This is a genomic window from Erwinia sp. 009765445 (genome assembly GCF_058137865.1).
The window spans coordinates 212,285-233,909 of the sequence record NZ_JBYUWC010000006.1 but is presented as its reverse complement, the minus strand read 5'-3'; the positions used below and the strand labels follow the sequence as shown (position 1 = coordinate 233,909).

Sequence of the window (21,625 nt, the reverse complement as noted above, 5' to 3'; positions counted from 1 at the left end):
GTGACTAGCAAAGTAACAGGATAATATCCGCATGACTGACAATAACACCGCATTAAAGAAGGCCGGCCTGAAAGTCACGCTTCCCCGACTGAAAATTCTGGAAGTGCTTCAGGAACCTGAGGGCCATCACGTCAGTGCGGAAGACTTGTACAAACGCCTGATCGACATGGGCGAAGAGATTGGTCTGGCGACGGTTTACCGCGTTCTGAACCAGTTTGATGACGCAGGGATCGTTACCCGCCATAACTTCGAAGGCGGTAAATCCGTTTTTGAACTGACTCAGCAGCATCACCACGATCATCTGATCTGCCTGGACTGCGGCAAAGTGATTGAATTCAGCGATGAATCTATCGAATCCCGTCAGCGTGATATCGCTGAACGTCATGGCATCAAGCTCAGCAACCACAGCCTGTACCTGTATGGTCACTGTGCTGCTGGTGACTGCCGTGAAGATGATACGCTGCACGACAAGTAATCGGTACTATTAAAAAAAACCGGTGACTCTTCACCGGTTTTTTTATTTGTGTCTGACTGTCTCAGCCTACCCCTCTGGTTTTTCAACCCGGCTAAAACGATTGCCATCGCCACTGACAGAACGGATCAAAACCTCACCACTGACCGACGGACGGCTGCTGTCCTGATAACGCTGCCAGCTTTTCCCGCCATCGACCGAGTAGTCAATCGCCAGACCCGGAAGCGCGATATTGGCTTCAAGTTTGCCGTCAGTAATGCGTGCACCCGGTACTGGCAGGCGATATTGCACACCAGCCTTGTCCAGCTTGCTCAACTCACGCTGCCCCAGCAGGTTAGCAAACCGCTGCCAGTCTTTCAGCTGCGCCTGGGTATCAACGTATTTTGTTTCCCCACCGATATACTCTTTACCCGCCTGGTAATCTTGCTCCCATGCAGCCCGGTGCCAGGCTCGCTCGGCGACCGAAAACACTCGTGGGAAGATCATGTATTCCATGTTTTGATCGGTGCGCACCGTCTCACTCCACAGCTGAGCGGATATCCCGTAAGCGCCAGGCCAGGCCTTGTCTGATTTAGCGGTGAAGGTTTTGCCATCGCGATCCATCGAAGTTTCGGCATTCTGCGGCAGGTTATCCGGCGAGAAGCTGAACATTTTACGCTCATCGCTAAAGCGGGTTCCCCAATAGTATCCACGCTCCAGCGGATTCACCTCATACGGGAAGTCCATATAGACGTAGTCCGGGCTGGAGATAATCACCTCATAGCCTTTTTTCGCCCAGTCATTGGCGGAATCAAAGCCGCCCCAGTAGAGCGTATCCCAGAAGTTAACTGCCACGCGCTCAATAGCAAACGCTTTGGCATTCTCGGCATCTTTCAGACCATCCTGCCATGCCTGCATGCGGCCAATACCGTGCTGTTTAACCTGCTGACTGACCTTAAGCGCAAAATAGCTCGGCAGGTGTTCCAGGTCCTCCACCTTGCCCTCTTTGACCATGGTCTGACAAACCTGCGATTTCGCCCACGGCTTGTCCTCTTTGCTCATGTCGAGCAGGCCAGTCCCGTCAACCGGCTTGTTGATATCGGAATATCCCGGTCCGAGGCGAATGTTTTTGGCCTCGTCTCCGCCAAAGTGCCAGGTTTTAATTGGCTGCCCGGCCTCACGATGCATGGCCTGAATTTCACTGATAATTTTATCGGTGAAGCGCAGGGAAGACGCAAGGCAAGGGTTCAGATAGCTGGTACGGTCGTAGAGCTGTACCGAAGTGGTATTGGAATCATCGCCGGGATCGACCAGGCGATATTCAGAGGCTTCCGCCGTTTTGCCCTCTTTGATCAGGCGGTTGTAACGGGCTTCCATCGAGATGACGGCTGCACGGGCGTGGGCTGGCATGTCGATCTCGGGGATCACTTCAATCCCGCGAGCCGCGGCATATTTCACAATCTCGATATAGTCCTGACGGCTGAAATGGCCGGTCCCATTGTTGTCGGTTTCTGGTCCTGAACCCAGCTGCGGCAGCAGACAGCGCTGCTCGCTAAGATCGTGGCAGCGTTTAGCGCCCACATCCGTCAGCTCCGGCAGGCCAGGGATCTCAATTCGCCAGGCTTCATCATCGGTGAGATGGAAGTGGAAGACGTTGATTTTCCAGGCACCCAGTTGATCCAGCATGCGCAGCACCGCCGCTTTGCTGTGGAAGTTACGTGCAACGTCCAGGAATACGCCGCGGTAGGCAAAGCGTGGCGCATCATGTGCGCTAAGGGTGGCGATTTTCGCGCTGCCATCGGCGGGAAGCAGGGAAAGGATCGACTGCAGGCCATAGAACACGCCGTTCTGATCGTAGCCGACAACTTCAGCTTTCTCTTTGCCAATAACCAGTTGATAGCCTCCGGAAACAGTCTGCTCTTTGTTCAGCGCTTTGCTGTCAATACGGGTGGTAATTTCATAGCCAGCAGGCTGTACTTTCAGCCCCAGCAGCTGGAAGCGTTGCTTCACCGCCTGCGCTTTATCTGCCGACAGACTGGCAAGATCCAGCTTCACTCCTTTTGACAGATCGGCATCCTCAGACCGGATATCAACCTGCATCGGCGTGGGCACAATCTGTCCTCTCAATGCCGAAGAGGGCAATGTAGCCACATCACTGTTCTTGTCAAAGCGACTGCTTGCTACCATCAGCACATTTTTATCGTCCGGGGTCCGCTTCCACTGCTCGCCGAAAGGTTCGACAAAAGTGGTCAGATCTTCCGAATCAGTACTGGTGATAATTTTTGGCTTTGCATCGCCAGAGGTCACGTACCAGCGCGGCATCACATCGGTGATAAACAACTGCCAGTACTCATTGATAATCGGGATTTCTACCGTCTCACCAGCGCCGAACCCTTTGAACTTCTCCGTAGGTTCCAGCCGCGTTAAATCGCCAACGATATGCACCATGCGAAACTGATCGCTCTCAACCTTCAGCGTTTCATGGACGTTAGACATATAAATCGCCCAGTCCTTACTGTCGATTGCCGGGCCTGGATTGGTTAAAGTAATGGTTGCCCGGTTGCAGGAGGCCCAGTCGGCCCCCAGCGCTGCACAGTCAATGCCGTGCTGTGCGGCCTGATTATCGGTGACTTTATACTTCACGCCGAACTGGCTAATCTGATCGACAATTTTCTGATCCGCGCTGGCGACGCCGCTGCTCAATGCTGACATCAACGCTACTGCAACAAGACTGGCTCTGAACTTGTTCATCCGTATTCCTTGTCCGTTAGTGTGGAGTTTGTTCGATTTCCTGCTGAAGTTTGCCGCAACGGGCTTCTATTGCCTCGCCGCCGCCCATCTGTTCTGCATCCAGACAGCGCTGATAATCCCGGCTCGGGATGTTTTCCTGCGGGGCCGTGGTTTTCTGCGCACAGCCGCCAAGCAGCAGCATGGCGATGACCGGTAAAACGTATTTCATGCGGTTCTCCTGTTCCGGCGGAGCCTTATTTGCCCGGCTCAAAAATGGTGAAAGGGGCCATCACAATAAACTTGATGTCTTTCTCATCCTGGAAGACGTTGCCGTAGCCACCGCCCCAGCTTGGGATGTCGGAGTGATTGTTGTAACGGGTGTAGTGCAACTTGACCAAAGTGCCTTTGACCGGGCCCTGCAGCACGGTGTAGAGCAGATCCAGATTCCACGCGGACTCTCTCAGACGGCTGCTCTGGTTAAAGACCGGATTGGTTGAGGGTCTGGCATCCCAGCCATAGGCATAAGAAGTGCCGACCGCCCAGCCGGGAAGCTGCCAGTTTTTCAGGTCGTACATCACCCCGGCAAACAGGGCTTTCTCGCCGTTAGCGTTAAAGTCCGATCGCGAATCCCACCAGACATCTAACCGGCCGTTGGAGGTGGCATAGCCTGGCGTCATTCGCTGCAGGAAGAAGCCCTGATTTCCTTCAGCTTTCACCCATGTGCCTTCCAGACGCATATCGAACGGACCGGCGGTATAACCCAGCGTGATGGCCTGCAACCAGGCGAGACCGTCATAAACATCATTGACGTTAGCCGCTCCGCCGCTCTCTTTGTCTTTCGCCCCATAAAACTGCCAGCTGGTTTTTAAATTATTTCCGGCCACCGGAAAGGCATAAGAGACTTTGCTGAAATACTGATCCATATAGTCAGCAGCCTGACCAAATGCCCCTTCCAGCACGAGGTTATTTTTAAAATCGTATTTTGCGCCAAAGGAGTGCAGATAATTGATACCGGTTACGCCATCCGCTTTGCGGAAGTTGTACATATTCCGGTACCACGGTGCCTTATATTCATCTGTCCACATATAGGAAAGTGATAATTCACCAGCATATGAAAAATCATAAGCTGCCCCGCCCTCCACGCCCCGATAAGTCCCCGGCAGGAAACTCCAGTGCGGCGCTAATAATGTCTGCCCGGTTGGCTGTAAATAACCACCGCGCAGCCAGTAATTCTGGTGTTTTAGTTTGACTGCGGCTTTATAAATACTGGCGCCATTTTCATCGCCGGTCCATTTTTCGTCCCAGCGGGTTTTGGCATCGCTGAAACCTATTTCATTGGGCGCTGCCGGGCCTTTGCTGGAAAGCTCAACTGCGCCAAAAGCAGCCAGGTCCAGACCGATAAAATCTGCCGCATAACCGGATGAAAAATCGAGACTACCGTTAAAAGTGGAGTGATGAAGATTTTGCTGATACTGGCCGTATTTATCGCTGGTGGGGTCGAGATCTTTACGTTCACGATGGCGTTGCCAGTAATAAAGTCCGCCGGTCAGAGAAGCATCGTCAACAAAGCCAGTTGCTGATGCTTGTGGAAAATAAAAAACGCCGCTGAGAGCGGTACCGCAGGCCAGGGCAAGAGTTAGCGTCTTCTTTTTAAATAGAGAGCAAGGCATCAATAACATCCTCTTCCATAAGAATAATATTCCGGCTAATCATCAAGATCGGGATTATTATGCATAACTTATTTTCTTTTTTATCTGTTATTGATGATATTTTTCGCGACGCAAATTATCAATTTTTTGTGCATTCCATGAGATGAAAGTATGACCTGCACCACATAACACGCAGTATGTAATGCGCATGTTATAAATATCAGGTTCATTTCAGACTGCATATTTCCTGATATGCCCAACAATTAACAATAATAGTGACTTTATAACCTGAGATAATTCACATCAAAAAATAACGATGCCGTTTTATTGCAGATTAAGGGGAAAAAAAACGCAGCCCGGAGGCTGCGTTCTGCATGCTCAGCGAAAAAATTATTCGCCCGCTTTAGCCCACGTATCACGCAAGCCAACGGTGCGGTTAAACACCAGCTTGTTCGGCGCGGAGTAACGGCTGTCGGCACAGAAGTACCCTTCACGCTCGAACTGATACGATTTGGCAGCCTCAGCCTGCTGCAGGCTGGTCTCTACAAAGCCCTGACGGATCAGCAGCGACTCCGGGTTGATGGTGGTCAGGAAGTCCTCTGCCGCACCAGGATTCGGTACGCTAAACAGGCGATCGTACAGGCGGAATTCTGCTGGCAGCGCGTGCCCGGCGGAAACCCAGTGGATCACGCCCTTCACTTTACGGCCGTCAGCCGGATCTTTGCTCAGCGTGTTCACATCGCAGGTGCAGAACAGGCAGGTGATATTGCCCTCTTCATCCTTTGCCACGCGCTCCGCTTTGATCACGTAGGCGTTGCGCAGGCGAACTTCTTTACCCAGCACCAGACGCTTGTAATGCTTATTAGCTTCTTCACGGAAGTCAGCACGATCAATATAGATTTCGCGACTGAACGGCACCTGGCGCGTCCCCATCTCCGGTTTGTTCGGATGGTTCGGCATGGTGATGATCTCTTCGTGACTGGACGGCAGGTTTTCAATCACCAGCTTAACCGGATCGAGAACCGCCATCGCACGTGGAGCGTTTTCATTCAGATCGTCACGGATACAGGATTCCAGCGACGCCATCTCCACGATGTTATCCTGCTTGGTCACGCCGATACGGCGGCAGAACTCGCGGATGGAAGCAGCGGAGTAGCCACGGCGACGCAGGCCGGAAACGGTCAGCATACGTGGGTCATCCCAGCCTTCCACCACCTTATCGGCCACCAGCTGAGTCAGCTTACGCTTGGACATCACGGTGTATTCGAGATTCAGGCGCGAGAACTCATACTGACGCGGATGCACAGGAATGGTGATGTTATCAAGCACCCAGTCATACAGACGACGGTTATCCTGGAACTCCAGCGTACAGAGTGAATGGGTAATCCCTTCCAGCGCATCGGAAATGCAGTGGGTAAAGTCATACATCGGGTAGATGCACCATTTGTTGCCGGTTTGATGATGCTCAGCGAATTTAATACGGTACAGCACCGGATCGCGCATCACGATAAAGTTGGAGGCCATATCGATTTTGGCGCGCAGACAGGCAGTTCCCTCGGCAAATTCGCCGTTACGCATTTTCTCAAACAGCTCAAGGTTCTCTTCCACGCTGCGATCGCGGTATGGGCTGTGTTTGCCAGGAGAGGTCAGCGTGCCACGGTATTCACGGATTTGTTCCGGCGTCAGCTCATCAACGTAGGCCAGGCCCTTGTTGATTAACTCAATGGCGTAGTGGTGCAGCTGATCGAAATAGTCAGAGGAGTAACGAACGTTGCCCGTCCATTCAAAGCCCAGCCACTGCACGTCCTGCTTGATCGACTCAACGAATTCCAGGTCTTCTTTCACCGGGTTAGTGTCATCAAAACGCAGGTTGCACTGCCCCTGATAATCTTGCGCAATACCAAAGTTGAGGCAGATAGATTTGGCATGACCAATGTGCAGATAACCATTCGGTTCCGGCGGGAAACGGGTATGCACGCTGTCATGCTTACCGGTCGCCAGATCTTCGTCGATGATCTGACGAATAAAGTTAGTTGGGCGGGCTTCTGCCTCACTCATCTTAATTTCCTCAGTAATGCTATATAAATTAGTGCGTGAAATAACGGAGTATGATCCACAAAGCCGGGCAGGGAAACAACCGTTTGTTACAGTATTCCAATAAAAAAAGGGCGGGAATTGCTTCCCGCCCTGTCAGTTTAACGTAACCTGCCGTTAACCGTTAATTTCATACAGGCGGCTTTCACCGGCAATGACCGTTTCGCCAGCCACCAGCGTGATACCGCTGAAGTCGTCGATATTGCTGACAACGATCGGGCTGATCATCGAACGGGCGTTGGCGTTGAGGAAGGCCAGGTCCATCTCCAGCACTGGCTGTCCAGCGGTGACCTCAGTCCCCTCTTCCACCAGGCGAGTGAAGCCCTTGCCGTCCAGCGCGACGGTGTCCAGCCCCATATGCACCACCACCTCAATCCCTTTATCCGTTTCCAGACAGAAGGCGTGATTGGTGTTGAAGATTTTTACCACGGTGCCGTTAGCCGGTGAGACCACCGTGCTGCTGGTTGGTTTGATGGCCAGTCCATCACCCACCGCTTTGCTGGCGAATGCTTCGTCCGGAACCTGCTCCAGGGCAACCACTTCCCCGCTGACTGGCGCAACCAGCGTCCCAATGATGCCTTTGGCGGCGTTAGGAACTGCCTGAGGAGCAACCGGAGAGACGGCAGCTGCAACACCCGGGGCCGCAGCACTGACCGGGCCTTTACTCAGCACGGTTTTCATAGCGGAGGCAATCGTTTCTGCACGAGTACCAACGATGATCTGCACGCTCTGTTTATTCAGGCGGATAACGCCGGAAGCGCCAAGGCGTTTAGCCAGTGACTCATTGATCTCCGCGCTGTCCTTAACGTTCAGGCGCAGACGAGTGATACAGGCATCAATACCGGTGAGGTTGTCAGAACCGCCCACCGCACCAATATAGCGACGTGCCAGCGTTTCAGTTTCTGACTCTTTGTTACCTGAATGGTCAACATTAGTGTCATAACCATCACTTTCATCACCGTCTACGGCCAGCTCGCGGCCAGGCGTTAGCAGGTTGAATTTTTTGATGGTGAAACGGAAGACCACATAGTAGATAACGAAGAACACCAGGCCCTGCGGGATCAGCATATACCAGTGTGTTGCCAGCGGGTTACGTGAAGAGAGCACCATATCCACCAGCCCGGCGCTGAAACCGAAACCTGAAATCCAGTGCATGCTTGCCGCAATAAATACGGAGATACCGGTCAGCAGTGCGTGGATGAAGTACAGCACCGGAGCCACGAACATGAAGGAGAATTCCAGCGGTTCAGTGATACCGGTAAAGAAGGAAGCAAACGCGGCGGCCAGCATAATCCCGCCGACTTTGGCACGATTTTCAGGGCGTGCACACTGGTAAATCGCCAGTGCGGCGCCTGGCAGACCAAACATCATGATTGGGAAGAAGCCCGCCTGATAGCGACCGGTGATACCAACCACGGCTTTGCCACTTTCCAGTGACTGCGCGCCACCCAGGAAGTTGGGGATATCGTTAATTCCGGCCACATCAAACCAGAACACGGAGTTCAGTGCGTGATGCAGACCAACCGGGATCAGTAAACGGTTGAAGAAGGCGTAGACCCCTGCGCCCGCAGAGCCCAGTTTCTGGATGTGCTCACCAAAGCTGACCAGGCCACCAAAGATCAACGGCCAGAGGTACATCAGAATAAACGCCACCAGGATCATCAGGAAGGAGACCAGAATGGGCACCAGACGACGACCGCTGAAGAAGGAGAGCGCTTTAGGCAGCTCAACGTGACTGAAGCGGTTATACATTTCCGCAGAGATAATCCCCACCAGGATACCCACGAACTGGTTGTTGATTTTGCCAAACGCAGCAGGAACCTGATCGACCGGAATTTTCTGAATCATCGACACTGCCGCAGGCGAACACAGCGTGGTGACCACCAGGAAGCCGACAAAGCCAGTCAGTGCAGCCGCACCGTCTTTATCTTTCGACATGCCATAAGCCACACCGATGGCGAACAGCACGGACATATTTTCAATAATTGCCGATCCGGACTTGATCAGCAATGCCGCCAGAGCATTGCCAGCACCCCAAGCATCCGGGTCGAGCCAGTAGCCCACCCCCATCAGGATGGCGGCAGCAGGTAGCGTTGCTACCGGCACCATTAGCGCCCTGCCTACTTTTTGTAAATAACTAAGCATATTATCCTTTCCCCCTATGAGACCCGTTAAGGCGCCAGTAACCGTTTTGTATTATTATCACGGTTAGTTGGTTTCTGAATGACAGACAAAACCACGTGATGGAGTGTAAAAAAAAATTAATTCGCTTCGCAAATTAAAACCGCTGTTTATGTGACTTTTATCACCAAAATCTCTCCTTCCTTACACCTTTGTATGGCATCTCCCGCAAACTTATTTTATGATCCGAAAAATCAACACGGATTTATCCCTCGCGGATAACAGCCCAGACCGTTACGCTTATAAGCAGCAACATGGGCATCGTGAACCCCTTTCAAACTCTGCTTACAGTGAGGTGATACATGAGACTGATTCCTCTGGCTACTCCGACCCAGGTCGGCAAATGGGCCGCCCGCCACATCGTTAACCGCATCAATGCGTTCAAACCAACCGCCGAGCGTCCATTTGTGCTGGGTCTGCCAACCGGTGGCACGCCGCTGGAAGCCTACAAGCATTTAATCGATATGCATAAAGCAGGCCAGGTCAGTTTTAAACACGTGGTCACCTTTAACATGGATGAGTATGTTGGCCTGCCGAAAGAACATCCGGAAAGTTACCACAGTTTCATGTACCGTAACTTTTTTGATCATGTTGATATTCAAAGCGAAAATATCAATCTTCTTAATGGTAATGCCCCGGATATTGACGCAGAATGCCGTCAATATGAAGAGAAAATCCGCTCATACGGCAAGATTAACCTGTTTATGGGCGGCGTGGGTAACGATGGTCACATCGCTTTTAACGAACCGGCCTCTTCTCTGGCATCCCGTACCCGTATTAAAACCTTGACTCACGATACCCGCGTGGCTAACTCTCGCTTCTTCGACGGCGATGTTGATCAGGTGCCTAAGTACGCGCTGACCGTGGGTGTGGGAACGCTGCTGGATGCAGAAGAAGTGATGATTCTGGTGACCGGCCATGTGAAAGCTCAGGCACTGCAGGCTGCTGTGGAAGGGAACGTCAACCATATGTGGACCATCAGCTGTCTGCAGCTGCATGCCAAATCCGTGGTGGTCTGTGACGAACCAGCGACCATGGAACTGAAAGTGAAAACCGTAAAGTATTTCCGCGAAATGGAAGCGGAAAATATGAAAAATCTGTAAGTTATCAGCACATGGTTAACCGCCACGAGGCGGATAATGCCGGGAGAATATTATGTACGCTTTAACGAATGGCCGTATCTTTACCGGTCACGAAATCCTTGATAATCATGCTGTTGTAATTGCTGATGGCCTGATTGAGCGCGTTTGTGCACTGGATGAACTTTCTGCCGGCGTGGCAACGCGCGATGTCAATGGCGCACTGATTGCTCCCGGTTTTATCGACCTGCAGCTTAACGGCTGCGGTGGTGTGCAGTTCAACGACGACTTAGCAGCAATCAGCGTTGAAACCCTGAATATCATGCAGAAAGCCAATGAGAAATCTGGCTGTACCAGCTTTCTGCCAACGCTGATCACCAGTACCGATGAGATGATGAAACGCGCGGTTGAAGTGATGCGCGCTTATCTGGCGCAGAACGCCAACAAGGCGCTCGGTCTGCATCTGGAAGGTCCGTGGTTAAGCCCGCGTAAACCGGGCACCCACAATCCGGCGCTGATCCGTACCCCTACTAAAGAGTTAGTCGACTTCCTGTGTGAAAATGCCGATGTTATCGGCCAAATCACTCTGGCACCGGAACAGGTCGACAGCGATGTTATCCGCCGTCTGAGCAAGGCTGGGATCGTCATCTCCGCCGGGCACTCGCATGCCACCCATGATGAAGCCCGTCGCGGTATTTCAGCTGGTGTCAGCTTTGCCACTCATTTATATAACGCGATGCCAACCATTACCGGGCGTGAACCGGGTCTGATCGGCGCGCTGTTTGACTCACCAGACGTCTGGTGCGGCATCATTGCCGATGGTTTACATGTCCACTACGCTAATATCCGTAATGCCAAACGCATCAAGGGCGACAAGCTTATCCTGGTTACCGATGCCACCGCGCCAGCGGGTGCGACCATTGATCGGTTCATTTTCGCAGGAAAAACAATATACTATCGTGATGGACTCTGCGTTGATGAGAACGGCACTCTCAGCGGTTCGGCCCTGACTATGATCGAAGCTGTGGCGAACAGCGTCGAACATGCAGGCATCGCGCTGGATGAGACGCTGCGCATGGCAACGCTGTACCCAGCCCGCGCGATGGGTATTGAGGACAAATTAGGTTCGGTGGAAGTTGGAAAAGTTGCAAACCTGACCGTTTTCACCCGTGACTATAAAATAATCAAGACCATCGTTAATGGTAACGAGGTCTAAAGCGAGTAGAGACTGAATGACCACTGGCGGCCAGGCACAAATTGGAAATGTTGATTTAGTTAAGCAACTTAACAGCGCAGCCGTTTACCGGCTGATCGACCAGCAGGGTCCGATTTCGCGTATTCAGATTGCCGAACACAGCCAGCTTGCACCCGCCAGCGTCACCAAGATTACCCGCCAGCTGATTGAACGCGGGCTGATCAAAGAAGTGGATCAGCAGGCCTCCACCGGTGGCCGCCGCGCTATCTCAATCGTCACCGAAACTCGCGGTTTCAATACTATCGGTGTCCGCCTCGGCCGCAGCGATGCCACCCTCACCCTGTTCGATCTCAGCGGCAAGTCTCTGGCGCAGGAAGATTATTCGCTGCCGGAGCAGACGCAGGAAACGCTGGAAAACGCCCTCTTCAGTGCCATTGAAAAATTTTGTGAACAGCATCAGCGTAAACTGCGTGAGTTGATTGCCATTTCCGTGATCCTGCCAGGTCTGGTGGATCCGAATAATGGGGTGATCCGCTATATGCCTCACATCCATGTTCATCACTGGCCGCTGGTCGCCAATCTTCAGCAACGTTTCAATGTCACCAGTTTTGTAGGTCATGATATCCGCAGTCTGGCGCTGGCAGAGCACTACTTTGGTGCATCCCGCGACTGTGCAGACTCTATTCTGGTGCGAGTGCACCGTGGCACCGGGGCCGGAATTATTGCCAACGGCCATATCTTCCTCGGCAGCAATGGCAACGTGGGCGAGATCGGCCATATCCAGGTTGACCCGTTGGGTGAGCGCTGCCACTGTGGTAATTTCGGTTGCCTGGAGACTATTGCGGCAAATACGGCGATTGAAAATCGCGTGCGCCATTTGCTGACGCAGGGCTACCCCAGCTCGCTGACCATGGATGATTGCCAGATGCCGCAGATTTGCAAAGCCGCGAACCGTGGTGATGCGCTGGCGGCAGAAGTGATTGAACATGTTGGCCGTCATCTGGGTAAAGCTATCGCCATTGCCATCAACCTGTTTAATCCTCAGAAAGTGGTGATCGCCGGAGAAATTATTGAAGCGGATAAAGTCCTGCTGCCAGCGATTGAAGGCTGTATCAACACTCAGGTCCTGAAGGCCTTCCGCAAAAATCTGCCGGTAGTGCGTTCAGAAATCGATCATCGTTCCGCCATTGGCGCTTTCGCGCTGGCGAAACGGGCCATGCTTAACGGCATTCTGTTACAACATTTACTGGAAGGTTAATGAGCGCCCTGACCCTGAAAGACAGTGAAAAAGTCACCCTGAAAAACGTCATTTGCGACATTGACGGTGTGCTGATGCATGACAACACCGCTGTACCAGGGGCTAATGAATTCCTGCAGCGTATTCTCGAAAAAGGGATGCCGCTGGTCGTGCTGACCAACTACCCTTCGCAGACCGCACTCGATCTCTCCAACCGTTTTGCCTCTGCGGGTATCGACCTGCCGGACAGCGTCTTTTATACCTCAGCCATGGCAACGGCTGATTTCCTGCGCCGTCAGGAAGGTAAGAAGGCCTATGTGATAGGCGAAGGTGCGCTAATCCACGAGCTGTATAAAGCCGGATTCACCATCACTGATATCAATCCGGATTTCGTTATTGTCGGTGAAACCCGCTCCTTTAACTGGGACATGATGCATAAGGCCGCCTACTTTGTTGCCAACGGCGCACGCTTTATTGCCACCAATCCGGATACCCATGCCCGCGGCTTTGTGCCCGCCTGTGGCGCGCTTTGCGCCGGGATTGAGAAAATCTCCGGCCGTCAGCCTTTCTACGTGGGAAAACCCAGCCCGTGGATTATCCGTGCGGCCCTGAATAAAATGCAGGCGCACTCAGAGGAAACAGTGATCGTGGGCGATAACCTGCGTACTGATATCCTGGCAGGCTTCCAGGCCGGTCTGGAGACGATTCTGGTGCTGTCCGGCGTCTCAACGCTGAGCGATGTCGATGCGATGCCTTTCCGCCCAAGCTGGGTTTTCCCCTCGGTTGCCGATATCGATATTTTCTGACAATCAGCCCGGCCAGCGCGCCGGGCTTTGCTGCTCACCCGCCTGATGCTTTTTTATCCACTTTAACGAAAAAATTAAGGTTTATGCAATTTAAGCCGCCATTCATTGCATATCCGTTAATATTTCAGCTTGGTCAACAGACTATTTTTCAGAGAAAAGCTAAATTGCTTGCATCACCATAGCGAGATATTGCATTTTCTTATGCATCGGGCGAAACGTTCGCCATTCACATTCACGTAATTACCATCATCACCGTCTGGGATGTCGTTAGGGAGTTAGCTATGTGTTCTATTTTTGGCGTGTTGGATCTCAAAAGCGATCCAGTTGAACTGCGTAAGAAAGCTCTGGAGCTTTCCCGTCTTATGCGTCACCGTGGCCCGGACTGGTCCGGCGTCTACGCCGATGACCACGCGATTCTGGCTCACGAACGTCTGTCAATTGTCGACGTCAATAACGGCGCACAGCCGCTGTATAACGCCGCCCATACGCATGTTCTGGCAGTGAACGGTGAAATCTACAACCATCGGGCGCTTCGTGCCGAGCTGGGTGACCGCTACGAATTCCAGACCGAATCCGACTGTGAAGTGATTCTGGCGCTGTATCAGGAAAAAGGCGTCGACTTCCTCGACGATCTGCAGGGCATGTTTGCCTTTATCCTGTATGACTCAGTGAAAAACACTTACCTGATCGGCCGTGACCATATCGGCATCATCCCGCTGTACATGGGCAATGACGAGCACGGCAACCTGTTTGTGGCTTCAGAAATGAAGGCGCTGGTGCCGGTGTGTAAAACCCTGAAAGAGTTCCCGCCGGGAAGCTACATGTCCAGCACCGACGGTGAGATCCGCCGTTACTGGCAGCGCGACTGGTTCAGCTATGAAGCGGTTGAGTACAACAAAACCGACGCTGGGGCATTAAAAGACGCGCTGGAAGAGTCCGTGAAAAGCCATCTGATGTCAGACGTGCCTTACGGCGTACTGCTCTCCGGCGGTCTGGACTCCTCTATTATTTCGGCAGTGACCAAGAAGTTTGCCGCCAAACGGGTGGAAGATCAGGATAAGAGCGAGGCCTGGTGGCCTCAACTGCACTCCTTCGCCGTCGGGCTGGCAGGCTCGCCGGATTTGAAAGCAGCAAAATCCGTTGCTGACCATCTGGGAACAGTGCATCACGAGATCCACTTCACCGTGCAGGAAGGCCTGGATGCGATCCGCGATGTAATCTATCACATTGAAACATATGACGTGACTACCATTCGCGCTTCCACGCCGATGTATCTGATGTCACGTAAGATCAAAGCGATGGGCATCAAAATGGTGCTGTCTGGCGAAGGTGCTGACGAAGTGTTCGGTGGCTACCTGTACTTCCATAAGGCACCCAACGCCAAAGAGTTCCACGAGGAGAACGTTCGTAAGCTGTTGGCCCTGCACATGTTCGACTGTGCGCGTGCCAACAAAGCGATGTCTGCCTGGGGTGTGGAAGCTCGCGTCCCGTTCCTGGACAAAAAGTTCCTCGACGTGGCGATGCGCATCAACCCGGAAGACAAAATGTGTGGCGCGAATGGCAAAATGGAAAAACACATCCTGCGTGAGTGCTTCTCCTCTTACCTTCCGGAAAGTGTCGCATGGCGTCAGAAAGAGCAGTTCTCTGACGGCGTGGGCTACAGCTGGATCGATACGCTTAAAGAAACCGCAGCGAAGCAGATCAGTGACCAGCAGTTGCAGACCGCGCATTTCCGCTTCCCGTACAACACGCCATCCTCCAAAGAAGGCTACCTGTACCGCGAGATCTTTGAAGAGCTGTTCCCGTTGGCCAGCGCGGCAGAATGCGTACCTGGCGGCCCTTCCGTTGCCTGTTCCTCTGCTAAGGCGATTGAATGGGACGAAGCGTTCAAAACCATGGACGATCCATCAGGACGCGCCGTGGGTGTCCATCAGTCAGCCTATAAATAACCTGAGGCTAATCTGAGACAAACGGGCCTTCAGCGGCCCGTTTTTTTTAAAGTAATATGCGGTTTATGTTCAATATTTGTTGATTTAATCGCCAGGCTGGTTACAAGCCAGTCAAACGAAACAGTTCAGCCAAAAAACGGGAAAAAACTTGTTGACGCTTTTAGGTCAACTCCGCATAATGCGCCCCGCAACGCCGATGAAGGTAACGCGAAAAAAGATGGCTACGTAGCTCAGCTGGTTAGAGCACAGCACTCATAATGCTGGGGTCACAGGTTCGATTCCCGTCGTAGCCACCATCTTTTTTGCGGGAGTGGCGAAATTGGTAGACGCACCAGATTTAGGTTCTGGCGCCGCAAGGTGTGCGAGTTCAAGTCTCGCCTCCCGCACCATTTCCATAAACGGTTTTGCACGGATGGGGTATCGCCAAGCGGTAAGGCACCGGTTTTTGATACCGGCATTCCCTGGTTCGAATCCAGGTACCCCAGCCAATTTTTCTTCTCAGGAAGAAATGTAGTACAGTAAGACGCAGTAAAATTAGGCTACTTAGCTCAGCTGGTTAGAGCACAGCACTCATAATGCTGGGGTCACAGGTTCGATTCCCGTAGTAGCCACCAATTTTATTGGGGTGTCGCCAAGCGGTAAGGCACTGGTTTCTGATACCAGCATTCCGGGGTTCGAATCCCTGCACCCCAGCCAATAAGTAAAAAAGCCCGCTAACGCGGGCTTTTTTACGTCTCAATTCTGGCAATATCCCGCGTACCACATCAATGATACAGCCCGGACAAATTCGCCTTCACAGTGCCGGGTGGAAGTTACTCCCTCCGGCCATACAGAAGTCTTTTAAAGTCCCAGCGCGTAGCGCAGAGCCTGCCGTTTCAATACACCCGATCGCTCTGCAACCATCAGCCCAAGATTGCGCACAATGCGTAATGGGGCTGCTGGCGTGCTGAATGCGAAGTAGAACAGATCCATTCCGCTCTGCATCAGTAAATTGTCCTTCCGGCGTTTACGCTGGTAGCGCAGTAGCACGCTTTCTGAGGCCCAGTCCTCAGCGCGATTGCGCGAAGCGGTTAGCGTATCAATTAAAGCATCCACGTCACGGTATCCCAGATTAACCCCCTGCCCCGCCAGCGGATTGATGGTGTGCGCGGCATCCCCGACCAAAGCCAGCCCCGGAAGCACATAGCGGGTAGCATGGCGACGAACCAGCGGGAAAGAGCCAGCCGCAACCGGCGCTACTTTTCCTAATCGCGCCGGGAAGTGCGTTTTAATCTCCTGTTCCAGCTGGGTCATCGACATCGCCTGCAGTTGGCGAATGCGGGCCGGGCTGTCGTACCACACCAGCGAAGCCCAGCGATCAAACAGTGGCAGGAAAGCGCGGGGGCCTTCTGGCGTAAACTGCTGCCAGGTACAATCCCCGGCATCCTGTTCGCAACAAACGCTGATCAACATACAGGACTGGGCATAATTCCAGCCGTGGATGCCAATGCCTGACAGCTGGCGTACCTGAGAGTTGGCACCATCGGCTCCGACAACTAACCGCGTCCCGATCGTCTCGCCGTTTTCCAGCGTCAGCTGCCAGCCACCGTTGCATTGCTGCAGATCTTTCAGTCGTACGGGGGAAATCAGCTTCACCTCCTGCTGCTGCAAGCGCTGCCACAGAGCCAGCTGCAGCACACTGTTTTCCACCATATAGCCCAGCTCGGGTAGCCCCAGCGACTGCGCATCGAAGCCCACCTGCGCGGTCTGCCACTCCCAGGTCACCAGTTTGCGGTAAGGCGTGCAGCGCATCGCCTGCACCCGCGGCCAGACTTCCAACTGCTTCAGCAACTCCACCGAGGCGGCACCAATGGCTGAAATCCTCACGTCGGGCGCGCTTTCTGCATCAAAATTTGCCGGTTCCTGCTGTTCAAGCACCACCACGCTAAACCCCTGTCCGGCCAGACCACTGGCCAGCGCTGCGCCCACCATTCCGCCGCCTACCACGGCAACATCCCAAATCTGCGTTGTCTCTGTCATCATTTTCAATCCCATAGACATCCATGCCCCTTACGCCTACACCTGCAAGGGCTTATTCTGTTACCCTAGTGTACCGGATTTTCGCGAGCATGATTAATGGCAACCAGATGACTAAAAAACTGCATATTAAAACCTGGGGCTGTCAGATGAACGAGTACGATTCATCCAAAATGGCCGACCTGTTAAACAGCACCCATGGCTATACCCTTACTGATGTGGCGGAAGAAGCTGACGTTCTGCTGCTCAATACCTGCTCGATCCGCGAGAAAGCGCAGGAAAAGGTTTTCCATCAGCTCGGCCGCTGGAAGCTGATTAAACGCGCCAGACCAGATGTGATTATCGGTGTGGGCGGCTGTGTGGCCTCGCAGGAAGGCGAGCTTATCCGCCAGCGCGCTCAGTGCGTCGATATCGTCTTTGGTCCTCAGACGCTGCATCGTCTGCCAGAGATGATAAACACCGTGCGCGGCTCGAAAAGCCCGGTGGTGGACGTCAGCTTCCCGGAAATTGAGAAATTTGATCGTCTGCCAGAGCCGAAAGCAGATGGCCCGTCGGCTTTCGTTTCGATCATGGAAGGCTGTAACAAATACTGTACCTTCTGCGTGGTGCCTTACACCCGTGGCGAGGAAGTGAGCCGTCCGTGCGACGATATTCTGTTTGAAATTGCCCAGCTGGCAGCGCAGGGCGTGCGTGAAGTGAATCTGCTGGGGCAGAACGTCAATGCTTACCGTGGCGAAGACTTTGAAGGTGAAATCTGCTCCTTTGCCGACCTGCTGCGCCTGGTGGCAGCCATTGACGGCATTGATCGTATCCGCTTCACCACCAGCCATCCGATTGAGTTCACCGAAGACATTATTGATGTCTATCGCGACACGCCGGAGCTGGTCAGCTTCCTGCATCTGCCGATACAGAGCGGTGCCGACCGGATTCTGACGCTGATGAAGCGTACCCACACCGCGCTGGAATACAAAGCGATCATCCGTAAGCTGATTGCTGCCCGTCCGGACATCCAGATCAGCTCAGACTTTATTGTTGGCTTCCCTGGCGAAACACAGCAGGACTTTGAGCAGACGATGAAGCTGATTGGCGAAGTGAATTTCGATACCAGCTTCAGCTTTATCTACTCCCCCCGTCCGGGAACGCCAGCGGCCGACCTGCCGGATGACGTGACGGACGAAGAGAAGAAACAGCGCCTGTATATCCTCCAGGATCGCATCAACCAGCAGGCGATGGCATGGAGCCGCCGTATGCTGGGTACCGTACAGCGTATTCTGGTGGAGGGCACTTCACGGAAAAATGTGATGGAGCTGTCTGGCCGTACCGAAAATAACCGTGTGGTTAACTTCGAAGGCACGCCTGAGATGATTGGAAAATTTGTCGATGTGGAAATCGTTGACGTCTACACCAACTCCCTGCGCGGCATCCTCGTTCGTACTGAAGATCAGATGGGCCTGCGCAGTCAGGAAACCCCTGCCTCGGTTATTGCGCGCACACGCAAAGAAAACGAGCTGGGCGTGGGCACTTTCCAGCCCTGAACCCCGACCTTTTGCGGCGAGCCTCGCAGGTTCGCCGCTGCAAATCATCCGCTTGCCCTTGCTTTGTCCGTACCGCGCCCAAATATCCGTTTCAGCGCTTGCGGATTGGCGCGCTGACATAAATAATTCCTTTATGGCTCCGCGCGTTACTGGCGACGTAAGCCGATGATAAGCCATCCTCAACCTGGCCCTGAGCGACCCAAAGGATTAGTTTGAATATTGAAACACGCGAAATCACGTTAGACCCTGCTGACAACCACCGTCTGCTGAGCCTTTGCGGCCCGTTTGACGACAATATCAAGCAGCTGGAACGCCGGTTAGGCATTGAAATCAACCGCCGCGATAACGCCTTCAAACTGGTGGGCAAAGCGCTGGTGGTGGATGCTGCCGCCCGCATCCTGCGCGACCTGTATGTGGATACCGCGCCAGTGCGTGGTCATATTCCGGATATCGATCCGGAGCAGATTCATCTGGCAATCAAAGAGAGCCGCGTGCTGGAGCAATCGGCGGACAGCGTGCCGGAATACGGCAAAGCCGTGAACATCAAAACCAAGCGCGGCGTGATCAAACCACGCACGCCCAATCAGGCGCAGTATGTCGCTAACATCCTCGACCACGACATCACTTTCGGTATCGGGCCTGCGGGGACAGGTAAAACCTACCTCGCCGTAGCAGCGGCGGTGGATGCCCTGGAGCGTCAGGAAGTCCGGCGTATTCTGCTGACCCGGCCTGCAGTCGAGGCCGGTGAAAAGCTGGGCTTCCTGCCGGGCGATCTCAGCCAGAAAGTGGACCCGTATCTGCGTCCGCTCTACGATGCCCTGTTTGAAATGCTGGGCTTTGAGCGGGTTGAAAAACTGATTGAACGTAACGTGATCGAAGTGGCCCCGCTCGCCTATATGCGCGGCCGTACGCTGAACGATGCGTTTATTATTCTGGATGAAAGCCAGAACACCACCATTGAACAGATGAAGATGTTCCTGACCCGTATTGGCTTTAACTCCAAAGCGGTGATCACCGGGGACGTCACGCAGATTGACCTGCCGCGCAACCTGAAATCGGGGCTGCGCCACGCGATCGAAGTGCTGTCTGAAGTGGATGAGATCAGCTTTAACTTCTTCCACAGTGAAGACGTGGTGCGTCACCCGGTGGTGGCCCGCGTAGTTATCGCCTATGAAGCCTGGGAAGCCGCCGACCAAAAACGTCGCGATGCTCAGGCAGAAGAACGGAAACGTGAAGCACTGGCGATACAGCTGGCGGCCTCACAGGAGCCTAAATGAGTACCGTGATTTTAGATTTACAGCTGGCGTGCGAACAGCCGGAAGGGCTGCCGACAGAATCTGATTTTCGTTGCTGGCTGGAAGCGGTGCTGCCGCAGTTTCAGGAAGAGAGTGAAGTGACAATTCGCGTGGTGGATGAGGCGGAAAGCCGCGAGCTGAACCACACTTATCGCGGTAAAGATAAACCCACCAACGTGCTCTCTTTCCCGTTCGAAGCCCCGCCGGGCATCGAGCTGCCGCTGCTTGGCGACCTGATCATCTGCCGCCAGGTGGTGGAGCAGGAAGCCGGGGAACAGGAGAAGCCGCTGCTGGCTCACTGGGCCCATATGGTGGTACATGGCAGCCTGCATTTGCTGGGTTATGACCACATTGAAGATGACGAAGCCGAAGAGATGGAGTCAATTGAGACCGAGATAATGCTTGCTCTTGGTTATGACGATCCGTACATTTCGGAGAAAGAATTACCGTAGTCAATATCGTCCCCTTCTGCCTGAGGGCAGAAGGGGCCCCCCCCTCACACAACATGAGTGACAAAACCAAAACGCCATGAGCGATGACCATTCACAGAACAATGACAGTCCCAGTAGTAAAAAGGGATTTTTTACCCTTATCCTCAACCAGCTGTTTCACGGTGAGCCTAAAAACCGCGACGACCTGCTGGAGCTAATCCGCGATTCCGAGCAGAAAGACCTGATCGATCCGGATACCCGCGACATGCTCGAAGGCGTGATGGATATTGCCGAACAGCGCGTGCGTGACATCATGATCCCCCGCTCGCAGATGATTACCCTGAAGCGGAACCAGACGCTGGAAGAGTGCCTGGAGACCATCATTGAGTCCGCCCACTCCCGCTTCCCGGTGATCAGCGAAGATAAGGACCATGTTGAAGGCATTCTGATGGCGAAAGACCTGCTGCCGTTTATGAGCAGCCAGTCCACTCCGTTCAGTATTGAAAAAGTGCTGCGCCCTGCCGTGGTGGTGCCGGAAAGCAAGCGCGTCGACCGGATGCTGAAAGAGTTCCGCTCGCAGCGCTACCATATGGCGATTGTGATCGATGAGTTCGGCGGCGTCTCCGGCCTGGTGACCATTGAAGATATTCTTGAACTGATCGTCGGTGAAATCGAAGACGAGTACGATGACGAAGAAGATCGCGATGTCCGTCAGTTGAGCCGTCACACCTATACCATCCGCGCGCTGACTCCGATTGAAGACTTTAATGAAGTGTTTGAAACCAGCTTCAGTGATGAAGAGGTGGACACCATTGGCGGTCTGGTGATGCAGGCATTTGGTCATCTGCCAGCACGCGGCGAAAGCATTGAAATCGACGGTTACCAGTTTAAGGTCGCAATGGCCGACAGCCGTCGTATCATTCAGGTTCATGTCAGGATCCCGGAAAACTCGCCGCAACCGATTTTGGAAGAATAAT

16 protein-coding genes and 5 tRNA genes are annotated in these 21,625 nt (G+C 53.3%); 15 read left to right on the top strand and 6 right to left on the bottom strand.

The window, feature by feature from the left end:
• The first annotated feature begins 31 nt into the window (after nt 1-31).
• Nucleotides 32-475, top strand: coding sequence for a ferric iron uptake transcriptional regulator (gene fur, locus AC3Y5R_RS08600; RefSeq protein WP_489920981.1), 444 nt, complete (start codon nt 32-34; stop codon nt 473-475).
• Between the two features lie 66 nt (nt 476-541).
• Here fur and AC3Y5R_RS08595 read toward each other — a convergent pair whose 3' ends face one another.
• The 5 genes from AC3Y5R_RS08595 to nagE all read right to left on the bottom strand — a co-directional run bounded on the left by AC3Y5R_RS08595 (nt 542) and on the right by nagE (nt 9,069).
• Nucleotides 542-3,202 (bottom strand): beta-N-acetylhexosaminidase, encoded by a 2,661-nt coding sequence (locus tag AC3Y5R_RS08595; RefSeq protein ID WP_489920980.1) that lies wholly within the window; start codon nt 3,200-3,202, stop codon nt 542-544.
• 16 nt (nt 3,203-3,218) lie between these two features.
• The gene (chiQ, locus tag AC3Y5R_RS08590) at nt 3,219-3,410 is read right to left on the bottom strand and encodes a ChiQ/YbfN family lipoprotein (protein ID WP_158780560.1); all 192 of its coding nucleotides are present in this window, start codon (nt 3,408-3,410) and stop codon (nt 3,219-3,221) included.
• A gap of 25 nt (nt 3,411-3,435) precedes the next feature.
• Nucleotides 3,436-4,851 carry a chitoporin ChiP gene (chiP, locus tag AC3Y5R_RS08585; RefSeq protein WP_489920979.1) on the bottom strand — a complete coding sequence of 472 codons (1,416 nt, stop codon included), beginning with the start codon at nt 4,849-4,851 and terminating at the stop codon, nt 3,436-3,438.
• A gap of 369 nt (nt 4,852-5,220) precedes the next feature.
• The gene (gene glnS, locus AC3Y5R_RS08580; protein WP_489920978.1) at nt 5,221-6,888 is read right to left on the bottom strand and encodes a glutamine--tRNA ligase; all 1,668 of its coding nucleotides are present in this window, start codon (nt 6,886-6,888) and stop codon (nt 5,221-5,223) included.
• 153 nt (nt 6,889-7,041) lie between these two features.
• Nucleotides 7,042-9,069, bottom strand: a complete 2,028-nt coding sequence (gene nagE, locus AC3Y5R_RS08575; protein ID WP_158780563.1) for an N-acetylglucosamine-specific PTS transporter subunit IIBC — start codon at nt 9,067-9,069, stop codon at nt 7,042-7,044.
• A gap of 338 nt (nt 9,070-9,407) precedes the next feature.
• Here nagE and nagB point away from each other — a divergent pair, with 338 nt between their 5' ends.
• From nagB to AC3Y5R_RS08525, 10 genes are all read left to right on the top strand, one after another.
• Nucleotides 9,408-10,208, top strand: coding sequence for a glucosamine-6-phosphate deaminase (nagB, locus tag AC3Y5R_RS08570; protein WP_489920977.1), 801 nt, complete (start codon nt 9,408-9,410; stop codon nt 10,206-10,208).
• A 52-nt stretch (nt 10,209-10,260) separates the two neighbouring features.
• Entirely contained in the window at nt 10,261-11,400 is a 1,140-nt protein-coding gene (gene nagA / locus AC3Y5R_RS08565; protein ID WP_489920976.1) for an N-acetylglucosamine-6-phosphate deacetylase, read from the top strand.
• Nucleotides 11,401-11,416: 16 nt separating this feature from the next.
• Nucleotides 11,417-12,637, top strand: a complete 1,221-nt coding sequence (nagC, locus tag AC3Y5R_RS08560; RefSeq protein ID WP_489920975.1) for a DNA-binding transcriptional regulator NagC — start codon at nt 11,417-11,419, stop codon at nt 12,635-12,637.
• On the top strand, nt 12,637-13,422 hold the full coding sequence (locus AC3Y5R_RS08555; protein ID WP_489920974.1) for an HAD-IIA family hydrolase: 786 nt from the start codon (nt 12,637-12,639) through the stop codon (nt 13,420-13,422). The genes nagC and AC3Y5R_RS08555 overlap by 1 nt, the downstream gene beginning before the upstream one ends.
• Nucleotides 13,423-13,703: 281 nt before the next feature.
• Complete coding sequence (gene asnB / locus AC3Y5R_RS08550; protein ID WP_489920973.1) at nt 13,704-15,371, top strand: asparagine synthase B; 1,668 nt, start codon at nt 13,704-13,706, stop codon at nt 15,369-15,371.
• Nucleotides 15,372-15,590: 219 nt separating this feature from the next.
• Nucleotides 15,591-15,667 (top strand) — tRNA-Met (locus tag AC3Y5R_RS08545).
• A gap of 8 nt (nt 15,668-15,675) precedes the next feature.
• Nucleotides 15,676-15,760, top strand: a tRNA-Leu gene (locus AC3Y5R_RS08540).
• A 24-nt stretch (nt 15,761-15,784) separates the two neighbouring features.
• A tRNA-Gln gene (locus tag AC3Y5R_RS08535) sits at nt 15,785-15,859 on the top strand.
• 49 nt (nt 15,860-15,908) lie between these two features.
• Nucleotides 15,909-15,985, top strand: a tRNA-Met gene (locus AC3Y5R_RS08530).
• 7 nt (nt 15,986-15,992) lie between these two features.
• A tRNA-Gln gene (locus tag AC3Y5R_RS08525) sits at nt 15,993-16,067 on the top strand.
• Between the two features lie 144 nt (nt 16,068-16,211).
• On the opposite strand, the gene ubiF is transcribed toward AC3Y5R_RS08525, so the two are convergent.
• Nucleotides 16,212-17,390, bottom strand: coding sequence for a 3-demethoxyubiquinol 3-hydroxylase (gene ubiF, locus AC3Y5R_RS08520; protein ID WP_489921017.1), 1,179 nt, complete (start codon nt 17,388-17,390; stop codon nt 16,212-16,214).
• A 107-nt stretch (nt 17,391-17,497) separates the two neighbouring features.
• Between ubiF and miaB the strand changes: the two genes are divergently transcribed.
• The 4 genes from miaB (at nt 17,498) to corC (ending at nt 21,624) form a co-directional block, all read left to right on the top strand.
• Nucleotides 17,498-18,922 (top strand): tRNA (N6-isopentenyl adenosine(37)-C2)-methylthiotransferase MiaB, encoded by a 1,425-nt coding sequence (gene miaB, locus AC3Y5R_RS08515; RefSeq protein WP_489920972.1) that lies wholly within the window; start codon nt 17,498-17,500, stop codon nt 18,920-18,922.
• 212 nt (nt 18,923-19,134) lie between these two features.
• On the top strand, nt 19,135-20,199 hold the full coding sequence (locus AC3Y5R_RS08510) for a PhoH family protein (protein WP_489920971.1): 1,065 nt from the start codon (nt 19,135-19,137) through the stop codon (nt 20,197-20,199).
• A complete protein-coding gene (ybeY, locus tag AC3Y5R_RS08505; RefSeq protein WP_489920970.1) occupies nt 20,196-20,669 on the top strand; it encodes an rRNA maturation RNase YbeY in 474 nt (157 codons plus the stop codon). The genes AC3Y5R_RS08510 and ybeY overlap by 4 nt, the downstream gene beginning before the upstream one ends.
• Nucleotides 20,670-20,745: 76 nt before the next feature.
• Nucleotides 20,746-21,624, top strand: coding sequence for a CNNM family magnesium/cobalt transport protein CorC (corC, locus tag AC3Y5R_RS08500; protein WP_158780572.1), 879 nt, complete (start codon nt 20,746-20,748; stop codon nt 21,622-21,624).
• Nucleotide 21,625 lies beyond the last annotated feature (1 nt).

What these genes read in the sequence shown, in the direction of transcription:
- nagB (WP_489920977.1), top strand. Translation starts at nt 9,408, where the DNA reads ATGAGACTGATTCCTCTGGCTACTCCGACCCAGGTCGGCAAATGGGCC.
- nagA (WP_489920976.1), top strand. Translation starts at nt 10,261, where the DNA reads ATGTACGCTTTAACGAATGGCCGTATCTTTACCGGTCACGAAATCCTT.
- nagE (WP_158780563.1), bottom strand. Translation starts at nt 9,069, where the DNA reads ATGCTTAGTTATTTACAAAAAGTAGGCAGGGCGCTAATGGTGCCGGTA.
- asnB (WP_489920973.1), top strand. Translation starts at nt 13,704, where the DNA reads ATGTGTTCTATTTTTGGCGTGTTGGATCTCAAAAGCGATCCAGTTGAA.
- miaB (WP_489920972.1), top strand. Translation starts at nt 17,498, where the DNA reads ATGACTAAAAAACTGCATATTAAAACCTGGGGCTGTCAGATGAACGAG.
- nagC (WP_489920975.1), top strand. Translation starts at nt 11,417, where the DNA reads ATGACCACTGGCGGCCAGGCACAAATTGGAAATGTTGATTTAGTTAAG.
- glnS (WP_489920978.1), bottom strand. Translation starts at nt 6,888, where the DNA reads ATGAGTGAGGCAGAAGCCCGCCCAACTAACTTTATTCGTCAGATCATC.
- fur (WP_489920981.1), top strand. Translation starts at nt 32, where the DNA reads ATGACTGACAATAACACCGCATTAAAGAAGGCCGGCCTGAAAGTCACG.
- chiP (WP_489920979.1), bottom strand. Translation starts at nt 4,851, where the DNA reads ATGCCTTGCTCTCTATTTAAAAAGAAGACGCTAACTCTTGCCCTGGCC.
- AC3Y5R_RS08595 (WP_489920980.1), bottom strand. Translation starts at nt 3,202, where the DNA reads ATGAACAAGTTCAGAGCCAGTCTTGTTGCAGTAGCGTTGATGTCAGCA.
- ubiF (WP_489921017.1), bottom strand. Translation starts at nt 17,390, where the DNA reads ATGACAGAGACAACGCAGATTTGGGATGTTGCCGTGGTAGGCGGCGGA.
- ybeY (WP_489920970.1), top strand. Translation starts at nt 20,196, where the DNA reads ATGAGTACCGTGATTTTAGATTTACAGCTGGCGTGCGAACAGCCGGAA.
- AC3Y5R_RS08555 (WP_489920974.1), top strand. Translation starts at nt 12,637, where the DNA reads ATGAGCGCCCTGACCCTGAAAGACAGTGAAAAAGTCACCCTGAAAAAC.
- corC (WP_158780572.1), top strand. Translation starts at nt 20,746, where the DNA reads ATGAGCGATGACCATTCACAGAACAATGACAGTCCCAGTAGTAAAAAG.
- chiQ (WP_158780560.1), bottom strand. Translation starts at nt 3,410, where the DNA reads ATGAAATACGTTTTACCGGTCATCGCCATGCTGCTGCTTGGCGGCTGT.